Genomic DNA, 18278 nt, shown 5'->3' on the forward strand with positions numbered 1-18278 from the left:
GCCGGTGAGAAGCATCGACTCGAGTCCCCGAGCCTTGTTCGCCCGCGCCCGCGGCTGCCTGAGGAATTCGCCTCTTCCCCGCCTGCTCGTCTGGCTGCCTTCCCGATGCGCCTTCTCCGGGCCCGAGCTCCTGGGGCGCATCGAGCGGCTGAGCCGGGCCCTTTCCGGGGCCGGGCTTTCCGGCGGCCGCGTTCTCGCCGTTCTGTCCGATCCCCTCTCGGCCACCCTCGTCCTTCCCGCTCTCTGGAGCCTCGACTGCATCCCCTTTCTCGCCGACGGCCGCGCCACGCGCCCGGAAGTCGACGAGATGATTCGCCGCTTCCGGCCGGATCACCTCCTGGAGGACGCCGGCGGCGTCCCCTCCCTCCGGCCGCCTCCTCTGCGACTCCGGCCGCTGCCGGCAAGGCAGCCGAGACTTTCGCTTCCCCGGGAGACCGTCCTGGTCCGCACCACCTCGGGATCCACCGGCCCGCCGCGCGGCGTCGCCTTGAGCGCCTCCCAGATGCTCGCCGATGCCTCGAACATTCTGGCCTCGCTGCGGACCCCTCCGGAATGGTGGGGACTCGCGGCCGTGCCGCTGACCCATGCTTTCGGCTTCTCCACCCTGCTCTCCCCGCTGCTGTTCCACAGCCGTCCCGTCGTGATGCTGAGCCAGCCGACGCCGGATCAGTTCCGCGCGGCGCTCCGCGGGCGGCGCTCCTTCTTCTTCCCCGGGGTCCCCTATCTCTTCGACATGCTGGGGCGGGCCCGGATTCCCCGGCGCGATCTGCGGCGCTTAAAGCTCTGCGTCTCGGCGGGCGCCCCCCTTCCTCCGGAAACGGCCCTTCGGTTTCGGGCCTTGTCGGGATCGCCGGTCCGCAATTTCTATGGCACCAGCGAGTGCGGGGCGATCGCCTGCGAGCGCTCCCGGCGGGCGGCGGCTCCTCCCGGTTGCGCCGGGAGGCCGATGAAGGGGATCCGTCTGTCGCTGGAGAAGAGGAAGGGAGCCGAGGGCCGCCGCCCGGAATTCCCGCGGAGCGGCCGCGTCCTTGTGGAGGGAGAGTCCGTCGCCCTCGGGTACGTCGGGGCCGGCGCCCGCCTGCAGCTGTTCCGCGGCAGATTCGCGACGGGCGACCTGGGGAAGGTCGACTCGAGGAACCGGCTGCACCTCCTCGGCCGGCTCGATCGGCAGATCAACGTCAGCGGGCGGAAAGTCTGGCCCGCCGAGGTCGAGAGCCTCTTCCGCGAGAGACGGGAAATCCGGGAAGCGGTGGCGGTCGGGATTCCCGATGCGGCCCGCGGCGAGGTCGTCGCCGTCGCCGTGGAATCCGAAACCGAGGTGAGCGTGGCCTCTCTGTTGGGGCTCTGCCGGGCGAGACTCTCGTTGCACAAGATGCCGAAGAAGATCCAAGTCTTCCGGCGCCTTCCCCGAAACGCTCGCGGCAAGGCCGATACGGCTCGCATCCGCGAGCTTCTGACCCGGGCCCCTTCGCTGCCGGAGGTCCGTTGCACCTCGCCGGACGGCCTTGCTAAGATCCGCGCCGTCGCGCCCCTTCCAAGAAGATAAGGAACGGGAATGACCCGTGGAACCGCGGACCCCAGGGAGCCTCGCTCGTCTCGGGGCGGAGAAGCTGTCGAGAGCCGCTTCGCCGTGGTGATCCCGGCGTACGAGGCGGCCAACTCCATCGGCGACGTCGTCCGGCGGGCGCAATGCTTCCTGCCGCGCGTGGTGGTGGTGGACGACGGGTCGACCGATGCCACGGGATTGCGGGCGGAGGAGGCGGGAGCCCGGGTGCTTTCGCATCGCGCCAACCGGGGCAAAGGCGCCGCGCTGCGCACCGCCTTCCAGCGCCTGCACGAGGAGGCTCTGGAAGGGATCATCACGCTGGACGCCGACGGGCAGCACGATCCCGCCGATATCCCCCGGTTCGTCGAGACTTTCCGGCGGACCGGAGCCGACCTGATCGTCGGCTCGCGCGAAACGGCGTTTCCGCGGATGTCGCGCGGCCGGCGCTTCGGCAACCGGTTTTCCTCCTCGGCCCTCTTCTTCTTTTCGGGACTGAGGATCGCCGACTCCCAGAGCGGCTTCCGCTTCTACTCCGGCGCGTTTCTGAAGGGGGTTTCCTTGCGCGCCGAGGCCTACGACGCGGAGATGGAGCTCCTGCTGAAGGCGGCGGCCGGCGGCTACCGGGTGACTTCGCTGCCGCTCACCAACGTCATCGCCGACGGCCGGGCGGGCAGTCACTACCGGCCCTGGCTCGACACCTATCGCATCTGCGCGTGCGTCCTGCGCTACGCGCTGCGCCGCCGCCTGCTCGGCCGAAGATCCTGACCGGCTCCCCCCCGGCGAAGCCCGGAAATGAAAAGGGCGGGAATCGCTTCCCGCCCGATTCGCGATCCAATCCGCGAAGGCTCAGTGGCAGCACCCGCCCGCAGCAGCCCCCAACTCCTGCGCCGGCGTGGACAGGATTCTGAGTCCCGGGACGGCCACTGAAGTCGGGGTGGGAAGCTCGCCTACGGGCTGCCCGCCCTCCGGGAGCGGCACGCTCTTGCCGCCCGCGTACACGACGTGGCGTCCTTTGCGCGCGAACCAATCGGCCGTGGTCGCCGTCTGGTGCACCCTCTCGACGATCTGCCTCCACCCTACCCCGGTGTTATAGGCGCAGAATGAAATCTCGCCCATCTGGGTCGCGTAGGGGATGATGCACATCTCGGTGCGCCGGAAATCGTAGTTGAACAGATCCTGGAACCACATCCCGGCCACCATCATGATGCGCCAGTCGTATCGCGCCTTGTCCGCCAGCCGGAGCCGGCCGCCGTTGTGGCCGTCGATGATCTTCAGGAGCTGCCAGAAGCCCAGTCCTTCGGGCGCCTCCTCGACGTGGAAATTCCGCAGGACCGACAGCCCCACCTGGGTCACCGTCATCAGCCGGCTCCGGGAGGAGTCGTTGATCACCTTCAAGTCCTCGAGGAGACGATCGGTGTCGAGGAATTGGGGGATCGGCAGCACCTCGTGGGTGACTTGATTCACGAGCAGCATCGTCCCGATGCCGCAGTTGGGATGGCAGCCGCATTTCAGGGAGCCGAACTGCGCCTCGACGCCGTCGAGCGTGTCCTTGAGGTCGGAGAACGGCCCCGACGCCGAGAGGGGGTACCAGTCGCGCAACGGCTCGGTGATCCCGAGCTGCGCCTTCAGGTCGTGGGCCAGGTGCGACAGCGTGTAGCGCTGGCGGTGACGGTCCTCGTCCGCGATTTCGTCGTCGCGCCCCGTGAAGGAGACCGGCTGGAACGAGACGGCGTTGATCTTGTCGATGTTCTCGACGGCGAACTTGACGATGGGGCCCACCTGGTGGTTGTTGATCGTGTTCACCACCGTGACCACGAGCGTGACGTCGATGCCCGCCGCCTTGAGATTCTGCAGGGCCCGGAGCTTGACGTCGTAGAGGTTGCCCACCTTGCGGTGGGTGTTGTTCTCGTTCCCGACGCCGTCGAACTGAAGGTAGACGAGCCGCAGGCCGGCCTGCTTCGCCTTTCTCGCGAAATCCGGCTCCTGAGCGAAGCGGATTCCGTTGGAGGCGGCCTGGGTGGACTGGTACCCGAGCTTCTTGGCGTAGGCGACCGCGTCCAGGAAGTAGGGGGAGATGGTGGGCTCGCCCCCCGAGAACTGGACCGACAGCTGCCGGCGCGGCTTGATGCTGATGGCGTTGTCGAGGATCTCCTTGATGTCCTCCCAGGTCAGCTCGTGGACGTACCCCACCTGATTGGCATCCATGAAGCAGGGATTGCACATCATGTTGCATCGGTTGGTGAGATCGACGGTCAGGACGGCGCCCCGCCCGAATTTGATGGACGAGCTCCCATGATTGTGGAGATTGTCCTTCGCCATGACGAAATCCCGCCCCGGATAGAGTTTCTCCATGCGGCGCAGGAAATCGGCGTCCATCGCCATGATGTCTTCGAAATGGCCGTGCTTGGCGCAGTCCTTCTCCATGTAAATTCGGTTGTCCCGCTCGATGATGCGGGCCTTGATCTCTCCCGGCTTGCCCTGGATCAGGAGCTGCCAGTCCTCCCGGCCTTCCAGAATGGCGGCGCGCACCTCCAGGACGCACTTGGGGCACAGCGAGTCGGTCTCGCGAGGGAATCCGAGGGGCGGCCGGCTGCGCTCCTCGGTCTTGAGGAGCGGCGCGTGAGCCCAGCGGGGCTGGAGGCGGCCATAGGGGACGAGGCGGTTGGCGGTCTGGAACGTATGCCACGCCGCGTTGGCGAGATGACGCGTCGCGCCGCCCAGCGAGCTCCGCAGCGCCCGCGCGAAGGGGCTCGCCGGCCGGCGCGCCACTTTCACGAGAGGGCCCTCCGGACGAGAGGCCTCCACCGCCCGGGCAGGCTCAGCGGCCGTGCCCCGCTTTCTCTTCTCCTTCTGTTCCTGAAAGACCTTCTGTTCCTGAAAGACCGCGATCTCGCTCATGAATCCACTCCTTCTCAACCGCCTCCGGCAAGACTCCGAAGGACCGTTGCAGACGATTGGACCAGATCCGAACCACCTCTCCGTTCGACCCCCGGCCGGGCACGGAATCCGGAGCGGGGCACCCCGATTTCTAGACTTCTTCCGATCCCGGACGAGGAATCCAGCGCGCCGGGCCCACCCTTCCTTCGAGGGGCGGCGCCTCGGCCGGCTTTTCGGGCGATCTTCGCGCTGCTTCACGCCGCCTGCCGGCAGCCACCTCCGTCAAGCGGCGGCTGAACCGGGTCGAGGATCCATGCACCCGCGCCTGCTTGAAGGCGGTCGCGGTCGCGGGAAGGGCGACGAGGTGGAGCGGCAGGCTGGCGGCGGCGCAGAAGGCCGCGCGACGGCGCGCGCGCGGCTCGAAATGCCTCCAGCGATTGGTGATCACGTCGCGGTAGTAATTCCCCACGATGCCATAGACGTCCCGGATCATCGGGAAGAGCCGGGCCGATACACCCCCCGGAACCGACCGGCCCGCCCGCAGCGCCTCGAGGAAGGAAGATCGATCGGAGGCTTCCGCTTCCGTCCAGGCCCAGGCGATTCGCTGCAACGCATGCGCATCGCTTCCTCCGACGCAGCCGGTCGGGCGCCCCCGGTCCCCGAGGACCTCCGCGAGCTGCGCGGCCAGCGCATTGGGGGCTCGGCGCTGCGCGGCGTTCCGCGTTTCGATCAGGGGAAACCGCGAGGCCAGATCGATAATCTGTTCGACCGAGATCCTCTCCCGGGCCAGGGACGATCCGAGGTGGTTCAAGGCGGCGGGAATGCGCTCCCGCGCCAGATACGCCGACAGCTCCACGGCGTCGCCGCGAAGCCGCTGGATCTCCCGGTGGGCCGCTTCATCGATGCCGTAGACGCCGACGTGGAACCGGCACCCCGTGCGCGGATCCCGGACGCTGACCTCCTCGGAGATGAAGAAGTCGGCGAACTCGCCCTCCTTCTCCAGGAGCTCCAGGCAGCCGTCGATGGTGTCGTGATCGGTGAACGTGACCAAGTCCATCCCGCGGGCCTTGGCGCGCCGGTAGACCTCGACGGGCTCCGAGTAACAGTCCCTGGCTGAAAGGACCGACATCTTGAGAAGGCGGGAATGCCGCGTATGGACATGGAGATCGGTCCGGAGCGCCCTCCGTGGAGATGTCGATGCCAAGCCTTTTCCCCCAAACGGACCCATTTCGTCCGAAAAGAGACTAGTAATGTGCCCCGAGGTGCGCCGAGAAATTGGTGGAGGCGAGGTCGGCGACGGTGGCTTCTTCCAGAACCGCCTGAACGCGCGCCTGGGCCTTCTCCATCACCTGCTGAAGAAGCAGACGGGCGCGGCCGGTGAGCCGGGCGCGTGACTCCTCGCGCGCTGGCGTGAACAGGGGTCCCTGAAGCGCCTCGATAACCTCGCGAAGGGTAATCTGGCTCGCCGGCCGGGCCAGGAGGAATCCGCCCCGAAAGCCCCGCCGCGATCGCACGAGGCCGCTCCGGACCAGCCGCTGGAAGATCTTGGAAAGGAAGGTTTCCGGGATGCAGGTGGCGCGCGAGACCTCGCGGAGCAGCATCGATCGGTCGTTCCCGGCGCGGGCCAGGTAGGTCAACCCCTCGATCCCGTATTCGACTCCCCGGTTCAGGTGCATCTCGTCTCCCAAGGAGCATCCCGACCGCTTTCCGAAGGGGCGGTTCGGCCCGTAACTTTCGGAAGCGGCGATGTTTTTACCAGAAGCCCCGGCGCAAGTCAAGGCTCGGCTTCCCCGTCCTCCGCCGCGCGGGCCGGCGGGGCCTTGATTCCGTAAGCCCGAAGCTTTCGATAGAGATGGCTGCGCTCGACGCCGATGCGCTCCGCGGCCTTGGCGACGTTGCCGCCCGCTTCCTCGAGTTTCTTGGTGATGAACCGCTTCTCGAATTCCTCGCGGGCTTCCTTGAGAGTGTCGAATTCGTCGAGCCCCTGCCAGGGAACTCCCGGGCCCGCCGACCCCCGGCGCACGGCCGCCGGCAGATCGGCGAGGCCGATCGTCTCGGCCGACGTCATGATGACCATCCTCTCGAGGGTGTTCCTCAGCTCACGGACGTTCCCCGGCCATCCGTAGGCCATCAGCGCCTGCATCGCCTCGTGGGCGACGGCGCGCCGGCGACCGTACTCCTTGCCGAATTTCATCAGGAAGTGCCTGGCCAGAGCGGGGATATCCTCCCGCCGTTCCCTCAAAGGCGGGACTTTAAGAGGGATCACGTTCAAGCGGAAGTAAAGATCCTCCCGGAACTCACCCCGCAGGATTGCCTGGGTCAAATCCTTGTTGGTGGCGGCGATGACCCTGACGTCGACCTGCCGGCTGACGCTCCCCCCCACCGGCTCGAAGGTCTGTTCCTGCAGGACCCGGAGAACCTTGGACTGCGTCCGCAAGCTCATGTCGCCGATCTCGTCCAGGAGAATCGTCCCGCCGTCCGCCAGCTCGAACTTCCCGCGCTTGTTCTCCACGGCGCCCGTGAACGCCCCGCGGACGTGCCCGAACAGCTCCGATTCGATCAGATCCTCCGGAATGGCGGCGCAGTTCACCTCGATGAAGGGCTCGTCGCGCCGCAGGCTCAGGGAGTGGATCTGCCGTGCGACAAGCTCCTTTCCCGTGCCGTTTTCCCCGAGGATTAGCACCCGGCCGTTCGTCGGCGCGGCCAGGGCAATCTCTTCGCGGAGCCTCCGAATCGGCGCACTGTCGCCGACCAGCGTCTCATCGGTCGACAGCGCCTCCTTGAGGAGCCGGTTCTTCTCCTCCAAGCGCCTCTGAGTCAGAGCGTTGCGCAGGGTGAGGGTCACTTTTTCGAGGGACAGGGGCTTCTCGATGAAATCATAGGCACCGATGCGGGCCGCCTTGACGGCCGTTTCGATCGTCCCATGACCGGAAATCATCAGGACGGTCGGGGCGCCGGGGCGCGCGACGATCTCGCCGAGGATCTCCAGCCCGTCCCTTCCCGGAAGCCAGATGTCGAGAAAGACCGCCTGGTAGTCGTTCCGCGACACCATTTCCAGGCAGCGCTCCCCCGATTCGACCGAGTCGACTTGATACCCCTCGTCCTTCAGGATCCCGGAGAGGGAGGTCCGCACTCCTTCCTCGTCGTCCACGACCAGCACTCGCGCTCTCGGCATCGGTCATTCGCTCCGGCTCAAGCGGCCCGGCGCGTCCTCCTTTCGGGCGGGAAGCTCGACGATGAAGCGGGCCCCCCGCGGCTTCCGGCTCTCGGCGCGGATGTATCCGTGATGATCCGAGACGATTCGGTTCACGATCGCCAGCCCCAGCCCCGTCCCCTTCTTCTTGGTGGAAAAGTACGGCACGAACAGGCGATCGCGGTCCTCGGCCGGGATTCCGGGACCCTCGTCCGCGACCTCCACCCGCAGTGCCTCGACGTCCGGAAAGTAGGCGGTCGTGAGCGTGATCGTTCCCGCCCCCCCCATGGCGTCCCGGGCGTTGTCGATCAGGTTGACGAAGACGCGCCGGATCTGCTCCGGGTCCAGGAGCACCCTCGGCAGGCGCGGATCATACCGCTTCTCGAAGTGGAGCTTGCCGTCCATCCCGTCGTAGAGCGACACGGTGCCGTCGAGAAGCTGGTTGAGATCGCAGGGAACCGGACTCAGCGCCGGAAGCCGGGCAAAGCGGGAGAACTCGTCCACCAGGGTCTTCAGCGTCGCCACTTCGCGGATGATCGTCTGCGTCCCCTGCTCGAGCACCTCCGGGAGCTCGGGGCTCGATTCATGGAAGTTCTTGAGGATGCGCTGGGCGGACAGCTGGATGGGCGTCAGCGGATTCTTGATCTCGTGAGCCAGCCGGCGGGCCACCTCCCGCCATGCTGCCACCCGCTGGGCCCGCATCAGCGGCGTCAGGTCCTCCAGCACGATCAGCAGCCCCGGCGCCCCGCCCCGGCCGTCCGGCAGCGCCGTGATCGACACGGCGAGCGTCAGCGACATTCCTTCGACGTTCAAGGTGATTTCCCGGGCGGGGGTGAGGTCCGGCGCGCGGCGGCTGTTCTCCACCGCTTCGGCGATCTCCTTCAGGGCGGGTCGCGCGAGGAGCTCGCCGTAGGGCCTTCCCACAGGATCGGCCCGGCTGTCGAGGGCCAGGATCCGGAACGCGGCGCGGTTCAGGGTCGTGACCCGCCCCTCGGCGTCGAGGGAGATGACCCCCGTGGTGATGCTCTGCAGCAGGGCCTCGATGTACCGGCGTCTCTCCTCGATCTCCTGGTTGCTCCGGAGCAGCTCGCGATTCGAGCGCTCGATGGTCTCCTTGCCCGCCTTCAGCTCGTGGGTCATCCGATTGAACGACTCGGCGAGGATCCCCAGCTCGTCCCGCGTCCGGACGTGCACGCGAAAATCGAGATTGCCCGACGAGATCTCGCGCGTCCCCTGGGCCAGCATCCCGATCGGCTCGGTCACGCCCCGCGCCAGGTAGAGCCCGATCCAGGTCACGGAGAACAGGACCAGCAACGTGATGAAGGCGAAGGCGAAGATGTACACGTTCTTGATCGAGCCTCTCTGGGCCTTGTCCTGCCGGTAGCGCTCGTTATAGGCGTTGATCCGAGCGGTCAGGGCCGTGAAATCCTTGGGGATGTAGTATCCGGCCACGACCACGGCGATCGGCTTGCCCGAAACGTCCCGGGCCGGCTCGCCGCAGCGCACCACCAGCCCGCTTCCGAGATGGGAAATCCACTGGAAAGGCTCCCCCGAAAACCCCCGGGCCAGCACCGGCTGGGGGATGCCCTCCAAGTCGCCCGGCCGCGGCACGGAGGGATCCACGAGGCTCAGCGGAAGGTCCTCGTCCTTGCGGTAGAGGCTCACCAGATCGACTTTCTCCTCGCGCAGCCGCTCCCGCAGCGCCTGTCCGATCTCCTCCCGCCGGCCGGGGTCGAGAAGCCGGCCGCTTTCCATCCGGTCACGAATCCGGCGCGCCGAGACGGATCCGCGCTCCTTGTAATCGGCATAGAAGGCGTCGACGACCTCCTGAGAGCTCGCGGCGATCCGATCGACGGGCGTGGAGAACCAGCGATCGACGCTCCCCTGGATCGCATGCAGCGCCGCCCAGAAGATGATCCCCGAGGGGACGAACCAGAGGGCCAGCATCGTGAAGACCAGCTTCGTCTTGAAACGCGACCCCAGGATGTTGCGCCGCCGCTCGATGAGGACCTTGATCAAGTTCCTCATTAGCAGGCTGAGAAGGGTCAGAATCAGGATGACGTTGGTGATGCCGAGGAAGGAGAGGAGTACCGAGCTGGTGATGTAGGGCCAGGAGAAATCCCTGGCCCGGCGCGCCAGAAGATAGCCGGCCAGGAACAGGATGACCAGAATCCCCAGGGCCAGCAGAATCAGCCGATCGACTCGGACCCGTCGGGGACGGTGGCTACCGGCCGGCATCATGCACGTCGGGGGCCGCGGGGGCGAGCGGAACTCTCGCCCAAGGGGTGTCCCGATCCCAGGGAATGAAGAACAGGACGAAGCGGGGCGGGAAGTCCGATTTTACACGGACGGCGAACTCCCCGGGAGGCGTGAAGCCGGACACCGGCCCCAGCACGATTCCATGGATCTCCGTCATCCACCGGCGCATCTCCGCCGGCTTGTCCGTCGTGGAGCTTCTCTCCACCTGCGCGTCGACGCTGAGCAGGAGATTGTACTGGCGGGAGAGACTGTCGTAACGCGTCGAGGCAAGGACGCGGCGCTGCACCGTCCGATCGTCCATCCAGAAGCGGCGGCGCCGCACCACTTCAATGCGGTAATCGAGAACCACCTCGAGGCCGGAATCGATCTTCCCGAGAGTCTCCGCGTCGAACGCCGATTCGAGCCGGAACGAGGCGACGTATTGTCCGTCCGAGCGCTCCACGGCCAGCCCGACGATCGCGGGAGGGCGCGCATCGGGCTGCGGCAGCGCCTCCCCGGCCGGCGCGGGCGGCGCCAGGGAGAGGACGAGAAAGAGGGCTGCTGAACCGTTCCGGGGCATTCTCCGCGCCTGGGAGGCGGATCGCCAATCCGGCGCGCCGCCTGCCGGGCCAGTTTAGAAGAAGCGGTCGCGGAATGACAAGCTGCCGCGCGGATTGGCGGCGGCCGAGGGCGGCGGGGCGGAAATCAGGCCGAGACGGGTTGGCCGGGGAGAACGCCGGCCTTCTGATCCTCGAATCTCCGGAGCAGGTGCACGGGAAGGAACTCCCTGCCGGAGCCGAGAGTCCAGGCCTCGGGAGCCCGAAGAATCCTCTCCACCAGGGCTCCGTGAAGCCGGTGGCCCCCCTTGAAGGCGACGATATGCCCCCGGAGCGGATGTCCCAGAAGGGCCAAATCGCCCATCAGGTCGAGAATCTTGTGCCGGACGCATTCGTCTTCGAAACGCAGGGATCCGAACACAAACCCGTCGTCTCCGATGACCACGGCATTGTCCGGGCTCCCCCCGAGCGCGAGCCCTTCGCGGCGCATCGCTTCCACGTCGCGGTGAAGGCAGAAGGTCCGGGCCGGCGCGATCTCCTCGACGAAATTCTGGGCCGTCAGACGGATCTCTTTTTCCTGGTATCCGATCGAGGTGCCGGGAAAATCGATGGCATAAGTGGCCCGAAAATCGTTCGAGGGAAAAACGGCGATTCTCTTTTCGCCCTCGCTCACGAAGAGCGGGCGGTGAATGGTCAGGAAACGCCGCTCGGTTCTCTGCCGGAGCACTTCGGCTTCCAGGATCGCGGCGACGAACGGAGCCGAGCTCCCGTCGGCGATCGGCACTTCAGGGCCGTCCACTTCGATGCGCGCGTTGTCGATTCCCAGCCCGGTGAGAGCGGCGAGGAGATGCTCCACGGTGCCAATCCGGATGCCGTTCCGGGCCAGCGTCGTTGAAAGGCGGGTCGTCTCCAGAAATTCCCGGCGGGCCGGTATTTCGTATCGATCCTGATCCGTGCGCACGAAGACGAGACCGCTGTCGGGCGAAGCAGGCAGCGCCCGCATCCTCACCGTCCGTCCGGTGTGAAGGCCCGGGCCTTCGAGGACGATTTCGCGTTTCAAGGTTTTTTGATCGAACATCCGCTTCCCCCGAGCCTGGCGCGTTTCGAGTCCCGGTTCGGCTAAGAGCAGTCTCTATGCCAGGCCGGGAAGAAGCCAAATTTGCTTGTCTATCATTATGTTAATAAATTAGTTACATGAATCAACCCGACTGAGAGTGGCTTACTCCATGGAAGCCGGAGTCTCATTCCTGCCACAAATGCTGTGGTGTTTGTGCACATCGCCGGGAGGAAACCTCGCGTGAAGCTTCCTCGCCTGGAGGTGGAATCGGTTAAGCCGGTCTGGTACGATTCCGCGAAGCAAAAAGGACTCCGTCCCGACCAGCCGCCTCGATCTCGCCAGGAGTGTCCTAGAGCATGAAAGCGTGGGTGCGAGCCAGTTTCTTGCCGATCCTCGTGGCGCTCTTCGCGGGTTCGGCGGCCCTTTCTGGGGAAGGGTCTCCGCCGCCCCCCCAGCCCGGATCGGACCTCTCCCAGACCCAGCCCGCCGAGCCGGAAGGGGAGCTGGTTTTCGAGCCCGCGCCCGAGCCGGCCATCCCCAACGAATATGTGATGGGAATCGGTTATCTGGGCGGATTCCGGGACGCCTGGGGAACCGAGAAGCTGTTCGACCCGATTAACGCGCGCCTCTTTCTGGCTCTTCAGGACGGCGCCGATCGAAAAGACCTGGCGCGCGTTGGGGTGCCGGATCTCGACCTGGCGCTGCAGGATCTGATTGCCGGCAGGATGGTTCGGGAATCCTCGAGCGGCCTCCGCCCCGCTTTCCCGCTAATTCGCGAGGCGGCCCGCGAAACCTTCGGCGCGGCGGTCCAATCGGCGGCGAAGGGAGCTTACGTTTCGCTGCGGCCTTCTTTGAAGAAAATCCGCAAGGCCGCCGAAAAGGAGAAAGTCGTTCCCTGGCTTTACACTCTCCTCTGGTCGGAAATGCTTGAGTCCCGCGCCGCCGAAGCGTCGCTCGCCGAGACGGGAGCGTTGAAAGCGCAGCGCCTGCGGGACGAGGGTTACCTTTGGATCCTGATTCCCGGAGACCCATACTCCACCGGCGTAGATCGGTACAGCTCGGGAAGCGAGACGCTCCATTACCTCTGGACCGCCACCTCCTACCTCAATCCCGTGGTCGAGGAATTTTCCACCCGGCGCGAGATTCTGGATCGTGCCTTGAGCCAGCGTCCCTGGGAGAAGGAGGGGACCGCCGAGGCGCTCACGGAGCTCGGCGTCCTGGATGCGCAGAAGCGGGTGCGCGTTCCGGTACTGCGCAAAGACAGCAAGCTTCTCGCGGAGCTCCGCCAGGCCTCGCGACGGTACGCGAAGAAGGTCCTCGACCTCCTCGATCCGGATGCGGCGGCGCGGCTGCTCGGCGCGTCGAGGGATGAGGCGATCGCCGCCGAGTTCTCGGCAGTGGGCTTTCGGTTCATGGAGAAAGCGGTGCAAGACGGCTTCCTGAAGCGGCCGGCATACCTCTTCCAGGCCGACTCCTCCGAGGAGGGTCTCGTCGAGGCGCTGGTGATCACGGAAAACGAGCAAAACGACCCCCTCGAGCGAGCTTACTACCTTTACGATCGGGAGGACTTCGAGGGAGCTATCGGGCAGGCCGACCAGGCGCTGAAACTCCGGCCCGGAGATCCGGAGACGCTGTTTCGCAAGGGAATCTCCTACATGAAGCTCCGAAAGTACGCGGAGGCGCTCCGGAACTTCGAGCAGGCGGCGTCGCGTCCGGCCCGAACGGAGGATGTTTGGCGCGGCTGGACCCTCGTCCGAATCGGCAACGTCCTCGACATGATGGGGCGCCGGGAGGAAGCCTTGAAACGTTACGAAGAGGCCTTGAAGTACGCCGACGTGGGAGGCTCCCGTGACGCGGCGCGTGCCTGGCTCGAAAACACTTATCACGACTGACGCTCCGATCCCGCCGGCCTCCCCTTTCTCCGTCAATCGATTGACTTGATGGCTTTCCACGTGGTACCTTTCGCCGCCATTCGTCACCGGGGTCGCACCGTGCCCCCACCGGGTCGAAAAAAGTCCGAGACCTCCCACTCAACGCCGCTTCCTGACGCGCCCGCCCCGAGGCGGAAGGTCAAGCAGAGGAGCGGGAATCCTCTCGATCGGGCGGAGCGTCTCTTCGGGCTCGGCCGCTACGCCGCCGCCATCGAGGCCTGGAAGAGAATCATCCGGGAGGGCGACGCCCCGGCCGGCGCCCTCTGGATCCGGATCGGAAACGCCCACGAGCTCATGGCGAATCTGCCCAAGGCCCGCGCGGCCTACCGCCGCGCCGCGTCGCTCCAGCCCGAGGATCCTCACGCCTGGTTCAACCTCGGCAACGCGCACGCCAAGGGGAAGAGCCTGCGGCGCGCCCTGCCTCACTACCGGCGGGCCTTGGCGCTCGATCCGGGAATGCAGGCGGCCTGGAACAATCTCGGCAATGCGCACGAGCGGACCGGCAATTTGGGCGAGGCGACACGCTGCTATCGGCGGGCGGCGGAATCGACCGATCCGATGTATCAATCGCTTTATAACTACGGCAACATGCTGTCGCACTCCGGGGCGCTCGCAGAAGCTCTGCGCGCCTATCGCCGCTCGATCGGTCTCTGCCGGGACGATGAGCGCGTTTGGTATAATGCCGGCTGTGCGTGCTCAAGACTCGGCCGGCATCCCGACGCGGTGCGTTGTTTCGAGACGGCGGTGGAGCTCGACCCGAGGGATTCCGCGGCCTGGTACAACCTCGGGAATTCCTTTGCCGCGCTCAGAAGATCCCCCGAGGCTCGCCGCGCCTATCGTCGCGCCTTGCAGCTGGATGGGCAGGATTTTGAAGCCTGGAACAATCTGGGAAACGCCTACGCCGACGATGGCGGCTCTTGGCGGGCCGCTCAGTGCTACCTTCGATGCCTCCGGATCAATCCCCGCTACGCGCCGGCCTGGAACAATCTTGGGAACGCCTATCGACTCCGGGGCCGCCGCCGGGAGGCGCTGCGCTGCTATCGCAAGGCTCTCGCCGCTCGGGCGCGGTCGCGGCTTCCCGGCCTCCCGGACCGGACGACGATGTTGTCGGTCCTGGACGGGATTCGCCATACCCTGCTCTCCCTCCCGGGAGAGGGAGCGCGCGACCGCCGTCCCCCTCGGGACTCACGCTCTCCGAGATCCCGCTCGCGCGTCTCGTCTTCCTTTTGAGCATCTTCCCGCCAATCTTGAGAACCGAGGAGGGACCCGATGTCACCGCCGACCCGCAGCGGGACGGAGACTGAGCTCGCCCGCATCCTGAAGGAGAGAGTCGAACAGTTCCGCGCCGGCGTCGACGCGCTCAGCCAAGAGCTCCTGCAGCCTTTTCCGGCGTTTCCGCTGTCGGACATCGCCCCGCAGAGCGAGACGGCCGATTCCGGCTTCCTGGCGGAGTCGGTCCGTTCCCTGGCCGGCTCGGAAGACCAGATCGCCCTGCTGGATCACCTCCTCGAGGGGGCTTCCCGCTGCTTCTCGCGCGTCTGTCTCTTCATCGTCCAGGAGGATGCGGCCCGCGGGTGGAGCTCGGTGGGACTTCCCGAGGCCGAGAGCGGGGATCCGGCGAAGAGCCTCTCGGTCGATCTGCGCGAAGAGTCGATCCTTCTCGAGGCGGTGGAATCCCGTTCCGCGGTGCGGCGCGGGGTGGCCGACGGGAGAATTCGATTTCTCCCTTCTCCGCGACCGGGCGATCGTCTTCCCGAAATGGCGATGGCGGCGCCGATCCTGGTGCGGGACCATGTCGCGGCCGTGCTCTATGCGGATGACGGCGGCGACAGGCGCCGAGCCCGCGACGCGGGCTCCGTCGAGGTGCTCACCAGCGTGACGTCCCTGGTGGCCAACCATCTGGCCGTCCTGTCGCATCCCGACGAGGCAGCCGAGGAAGAGATCGAATCGCCCACGACTCTGGAAGTGCGCGTTCCAGCGGGCGAGGAGGGGGGGAGCTTCGTCGCGGACGCCGGCGGGTTCGCGGATCCGTTCGAAGAGGACCTTGCTCCGCCCGGGCCGGGCGCCGGCCGTCCCGACGTGCCTGAGGAGGAGAAGGCGCTCCACGAAGACGCGCGCCGGTTCGCCCGGCTGTTGATTTCCGAGCTGCTGCTCTACAACGAGGATCTCGTCCTCCTGGGGCGTAAGCGCCGAGACCTCTACGCGCGCCTGAGGGAGGACATCGATCGGAGCCGGCTGGCTTACGAGCAGCGCGTTCCCCGCAGCGTCTCCGCCAAGGCCGATTATTTCCGCGAGGAGCTGGTCCGGACTCTCGCCGGAGGCGATCCGACCGCTCTGGGTCCCGAGATGGCGGGCTAGCCGGTAATTTCCGAAGGAGGGCGTGCCGTGAAGAAGCCGAAGAAGAAAAAGGAAAAGACCGAGGCGACGCAACCCGCTTCGAAGGAGCTGATGGAGCGGAGAAAGAACTATCTGAAACAGCTCCAGGAGCGGCGGGCCCGCGAGAAAGAGGAGTTAAGCCGCATGCTGGGCAAGAAATCGAGCAGCCACCGCTATCCCGGGGGCGGCTTCAAGAAGGACACTTTCTCTCCCGGGCACAGCGGCAACAAGTGATCGATTCCCGGCTCAACGGGATCCATTCGCCCGGAACAGCGTCTTGGCGGTGGCGGAGTTTCCCTCCGCATCGTGGGCCCGCACCACGAAGGCGTATTCCCCTGGGCTGAGGGCGGAGATCTCGACGCGATAATCCTCGCGGCTCGAGTCGGTGATCCCGTCGACGGGATTGATCGCCTTCCACTCCGCCGCGTTCAGGGAATACTCCACGATTCCAAGCATCGAGAACGAGTCCTCCACGCCGAACTCCAGCTTGGCCGTCGATCCCGCCACGGAGGCCTTGATCGGCGTGACCCGCGGAGGGTTGTTGTCGATGTCGAACGGCTCGCTGAGCCTTTCGGAGGAAAGGGCTGCCCCGTCCGGATTGGACGGAGAATCGTCCGCGACGACGCGCACGAGGTAGGTCCCGTCCGACATGGACGTCGCGTCCCAGCTGAAGAAGGGATCCGTGAGATCCTTTTCCATCAGCTTCCACTCCTTCTCGTCGACGCCGCGATAGTAGACCGAGTACTGGAGATCGTCGCCGTTGGGATCCTGGGAATTCCACTGGACCGCCCGCCCGTCCTTGTCGTTTTGCGGCCGGGGCTGCTGGGGGGGGCGCCTGGCCGGGTGCTCGCGGTCGGCGCCGCGTCCAGCCCCCCCCGCTCCCTCCGAAGGAGCTGCCGCCGTGGCGTTGTTTCGATTGGGCCGCTGAAACACGACTCCCGGGGACTGCACTTCGACCGACTTGAGCTCCGGAGGAAGGTTGCGCTGCAGGAAATTCAGCGTGACCTCGCCGAGCCGGGGGGCCGCCTTGCCGTCCGAGCTCTTCAGGGTGGCCCGCCATTGGACGTAGCGGGCTCGCGGGCGGTCGATCAGCGTCTCGGGGTTGCGGGCGGCGGGCGACCAGTCGGACCAAGTGGCGTCGGGATCCGAGGTGTTTCCCGTGCGGACCTGGAGGGCAATCGAGGAGCCCGCCGGTGTCTCCCCTTTCCAGGCGATTCTTCCCCAGCTCGAGAAGACCTTCGCGTCGAAGGGGACGGTGACGAACGTCCCTTCCGAGGCGATTCTCGCGCCCAGACGGTACAGCGCGCCGAGATTGTTGCAGGCGACCAGGAAAGAACCGCCCGGCTCGGGAAGGAGCGCGCTGACCTGGGCCGATTCGGCCTTCCCCAGCAACGTGGCCTCGCCCCGTCCGGGATCGACCCGATAGATCCTCCCGTCCGTTCCCGCTCCCGCGATCAAAGTGCCGTCCCGGTCCACCGCCAGGGAAAGAATCAGGTCGCCCATGCCGGTCCAGATTTCGCGCGTGTAGCCATCGGGCTCGACGAGGACAATCCTCGACTCGACGGCCGCCATCGAGGGGGGCGCCGGGGCCGCCGGCTGCGGCGTGGGAGGCGGCTGCGGCGGCTCCGGCGGGGGCTGCCCGGGAGCCCGTTCCTCCTCCGCCGGCGACGGGCGTGGCGACGCAGGGGGAGGCGAAGTCCGCGCCGCCGCCCCCCGGCCCGCCGTCTGACCCGCGGCGGCGAAGTAGATCGTGCCGCGGGGATTTGCGGCCAGCGCGGTGACCTCGCCGAGCGGGGAGTTCGCCAGAACGGTACTCTTTCCAGACCGATCGATCCGAAGAACGAGCCCTTTGCCGTCCGTTCCGGCGATCAGCCCGCCTCCGGAGGCCGGGATGAGAATTCGCACGTGGGTTTCGTCGGTGTCGAGGAAAACTTCCCCCTTGCCGGAAGGCGATACCCGATAGATCCTTCCCTCCGTCCCGGTGGCGGCGTAGAGATCGCCGCCTTGGTCGAACGCCAGCGACCAGATGTAGGTCTCCCCGGGAGCGAAGAAGTCGCTGGCCTTGCCAGAGGGACTGACGCGATAGATCTTGCCCCGGGGTGAGGTCCCCACGTAGAGGTTGTCTTTCGAGTCCACCGCGAGGGCGTGGACTTCGAGCTCCGGCGTGTCGAGGAAAAGCGACAGCTTGCCGCCCTTCTCCAGCCGGTAGACCTTTCCCTCGCTCCCTCCTCCCGCGTAGATGTTGCCGCGGGAATCCCGGGCCAGCGCCCACAGGTAGGGATCGGCCGACTGAGCCAGACTCTCCAGCGCCGGCCCGAGAGTCAGGGATCCGTCGTTCAGGAGCGACACACCCTTGAGATCCCCCTGCTCTCTCTCGCCGCGCGTCCGGTGTCTCCAGGTCTGGGAGGAAGCTGCCCAGATCGGCGCCGCGAGCGCCAGCGCCGCGAGCGCCACGAACCCGTATCGAGCCATGCCTCGATGCATCACTCCTCCGCGGTGACGG

General features: G+C 66.5%; 14 protein-coding genes. 6 read left to right on the forward strand and 8 right to left on the reverse strand.

Features of this window, described 5'->3' with window-relative positions:
- The first annotated feature begins 4 nt into the window (after nt 1–4).
- Both VGR67_10140 and VGR67_10145 read left to right on the forward strand, forming a co-directional pair.
- Nucleotides 5–1546 carry a fatty acid--CoA ligase family protein gene (locus VGR67_10140; protein HEV8336765.1) on the forward strand — a complete coding sequence of 514 codons (1542 nt, stop codon included), beginning with the start codon at nt 5–7 and terminating at the stop codon, nt 1544–1546.
- Nucleotides 1547–1555: 9 nt separating this feature from the next.
- Nucleotides 1556–2311, forward strand: coding sequence for a glycosyltransferase family 2 protein (locus VGR67_10145; protein ID HEV8336766.1), 756 nt, complete (start codon nt 1556–1558; stop codon nt 2309–2311).
- A gap of 81 nt (nt 2312–2392) precedes the next feature.
- Here VGR67_10145 and VGR67_10150 read toward each other — a convergent pair whose 3' ends face one another.
- From VGR67_10150 to lpxC, 7 genes are all read right to left on the reverse strand, one after another.
- Nucleotides 2393–4444, reverse strand: coding sequence for a radical SAM protein (locus VGR67_10150; protein HEV8336767.1), 2052 nt, complete (start codon nt 4442–4444; stop codon nt 2393–2395).
- A 130-nt stretch (nt 4445–4574) separates the two neighbouring features.
- Nucleotides 4575–5627 (reverse strand): PHP-associated domain-containing protein, encoded by a 1053-nt coding sequence (locus VGR67_10155; GenBank protein ID HEV8336768.1) that lies wholly within the window; start codon nt 5625–5627, stop codon nt 4575–4577.
- A 40-nt stretch (nt 5628–5667) separates the two neighbouring features.
- Nucleotides 5668–6099 carry an Rrf2 family transcriptional regulator gene (locus VGR67_10160; protein ID HEV8336769.1) on the reverse strand — a complete coding sequence of 144 codons (432 nt, stop codon included), beginning with the start codon at nt 6097–6099 and terminating at the stop codon, nt 5668–5670.
- A 98-nt stretch (nt 6100–6197) separates the two neighbouring features.
- Nucleotides 6198–7598 (reverse strand): sigma-54 dependent transcriptional regulator, encoded by a 1401-nt coding sequence (locus VGR67_10165; GenBank protein ID HEV8336770.1) that lies wholly within the window; start codon nt 7596–7598, stop codon nt 6198–6200.
- 3 nt (nt 7599–7601) lie between these two features.
- On the reverse strand, nt 7602–9857 hold the full coding sequence (locus VGR67_10170; GenBank protein HEV8336771.1) for an ATP-binding protein: 2256 nt from the start codon (nt 9855–9857) through the stop codon (nt 7602–7604).
- Nucleotides 9841–10434, reverse strand: coding sequence for a DUF4390 domain-containing protein (locus VGR67_10175; protein HEV8336772.1), 594 nt, complete (start codon nt 10432–10434; stop codon nt 9841–9843). Before VGR67_10175 ends, VGR67_10170 begins: the two co-directional genes overlap by 17 nt.
- 125 nt (nt 10435–10559) lie before the next feature.
- A complete protein-coding gene (lpxC, locus tag VGR67_10180; GenBank protein HEV8336773.1) occupies nt 10560–11489 on the reverse strand; it encodes a UDP-3-O-acyl-N-acetylglucosamine deacetylase in 930 nt (309 codons plus the stop codon).
- Nucleotides 11490–11824: 335 nt separating this feature from the next.
- On the opposite strand from lpxC, the gene VGR67_10185 reads away from it, so the two are divergent.
- The 4 genes from VGR67_10185 (at nt 11825) to VGR67_10200 (ending at nt 16009) form a co-directional block, all read left to right on the forward strand.
- A complete protein-coding gene (locus VGR67_10185) occupies nt 11825–13360 on the forward strand; it encodes a tetratricopeptide repeat protein (protein HEV8336774.1) in 1536 nt (511 codons plus the stop codon).
- Between the two features lie 99 nt (nt 13361–13459).
- Nucleotides 13460–14629, forward strand: a complete 1170-nt coding sequence (locus VGR67_10190; protein ID HEV8336775.1) for a tetratricopeptide repeat protein — start codon at nt 13460–13462, stop codon at nt 14627–14629.
- Between the two features lie 39 nt (nt 14630–14668).
- Entirely contained in the window at nt 14669–15757 is a 1089-nt protein-coding gene (locus tag VGR67_10195) for a hypothetical protein (protein ID HEV8336776.1), read from the forward strand.
- 27 nt (nt 15758–15784) lie between these two features.
- Complete coding sequence (locus VGR67_10200) at nt 15785–16009, forward strand: hypothetical protein (protein ID HEV8336777.1); 225 nt, start codon at nt 15785–15787, stop codon at nt 16007–16009.
- 12 nt (nt 16010–16021) lie between these two features.
- Here the strand turns inward: VGR67_10200 and VGR67_10205 are convergent, their stop codons facing one another.
- Nucleotides 16022–18259 carry a hypothetical protein gene (locus VGR67_10205; GenBank protein HEV8336778.1) on the reverse strand — a complete coding sequence of 746 codons (2238 nt, stop codon included), beginning with the start codon at nt 18257–18259 and terminating at the stop codon, nt 16022–16024.
- Between the last annotated feature and the right edge of the window lie 19 nt (nt 18260–18278).

The organism is Candidatus Polarisedimenticolia bacterium (assembly GCA_036004685.1).
Classification (GTDB): Bacteria; Acidobacteriota; Polarisedimenticolia; order Gp22-AA2; family AA152; genus DASYRE01.

Coding starts and splice junctions, on each gene's coding strand:
- VGR67_10150 (HEV8336767.1), bottom strand. CDS start 4,444: ATGAGCGAGATCGCGGTCTTTCAGGAACAGAAGGTCTTTCAGGAACAG.
- VGR67_10165 (HEV8336770.1), bottom strand. CDS start 7,598: ATGCCGAGAGCGCGAGTGCTGGTCGTGGACGACGAGGAAGGAGTGCGG.
- VGR67_10185 (HEV8336774.1), top strand. CDS start 11,825: ATGAAAGCGTGGGTGCGAGCCAGTTTCTTGCCGATCCTCGTGGCGCTC.
- VGR67_10175 (HEV8336772.1), bottom strand. CDS start 10,434: ATGCCCCGGAACGGTTCAGCAGCCCTCTTTCTCGTCCTCTCCCTGGCG.
- VGR67_10205 (HEV8336778.1), bottom strand. CDS start 18,259: ATGCATCGAGGCATGGCTCGATACGGGTTCGTGGCGCTCGCGGCGCTG.
- lpxC (HEV8336773.1), bottom strand. CDS start 11,489: ATGTTCGATCAAAAAACCTTGAAACGCGAAATCGTCCTCGAAGGCCCG.
- VGR67_10195 (HEV8336776.1), top strand. CDS start 14,669: ATGTCACCGCCGACCCGCAGCGGGACGGAGACTGAGCTCGCCCGCATC.
- VGR67_10160 (HEV8336769.1), bottom strand. CDS start 6,099: ATGCACCTGAACCGGGGAGTCGAATACGGGATCGAGGGGTTGACCTAC.
- VGR67_10170 (HEV8336771.1), bottom strand. CDS start 9,857: ATGATGCCGGCCGGTAGCCACCGTCCCCGACGGGTCCGAGTCGATCGG.
- VGR67_10145 (HEV8336766.1), top strand. CDS start 1,556: ATGACCCGTGGAACCGCGGACCCCAGGGAGCCTCGCTCGTCTCGGGGC.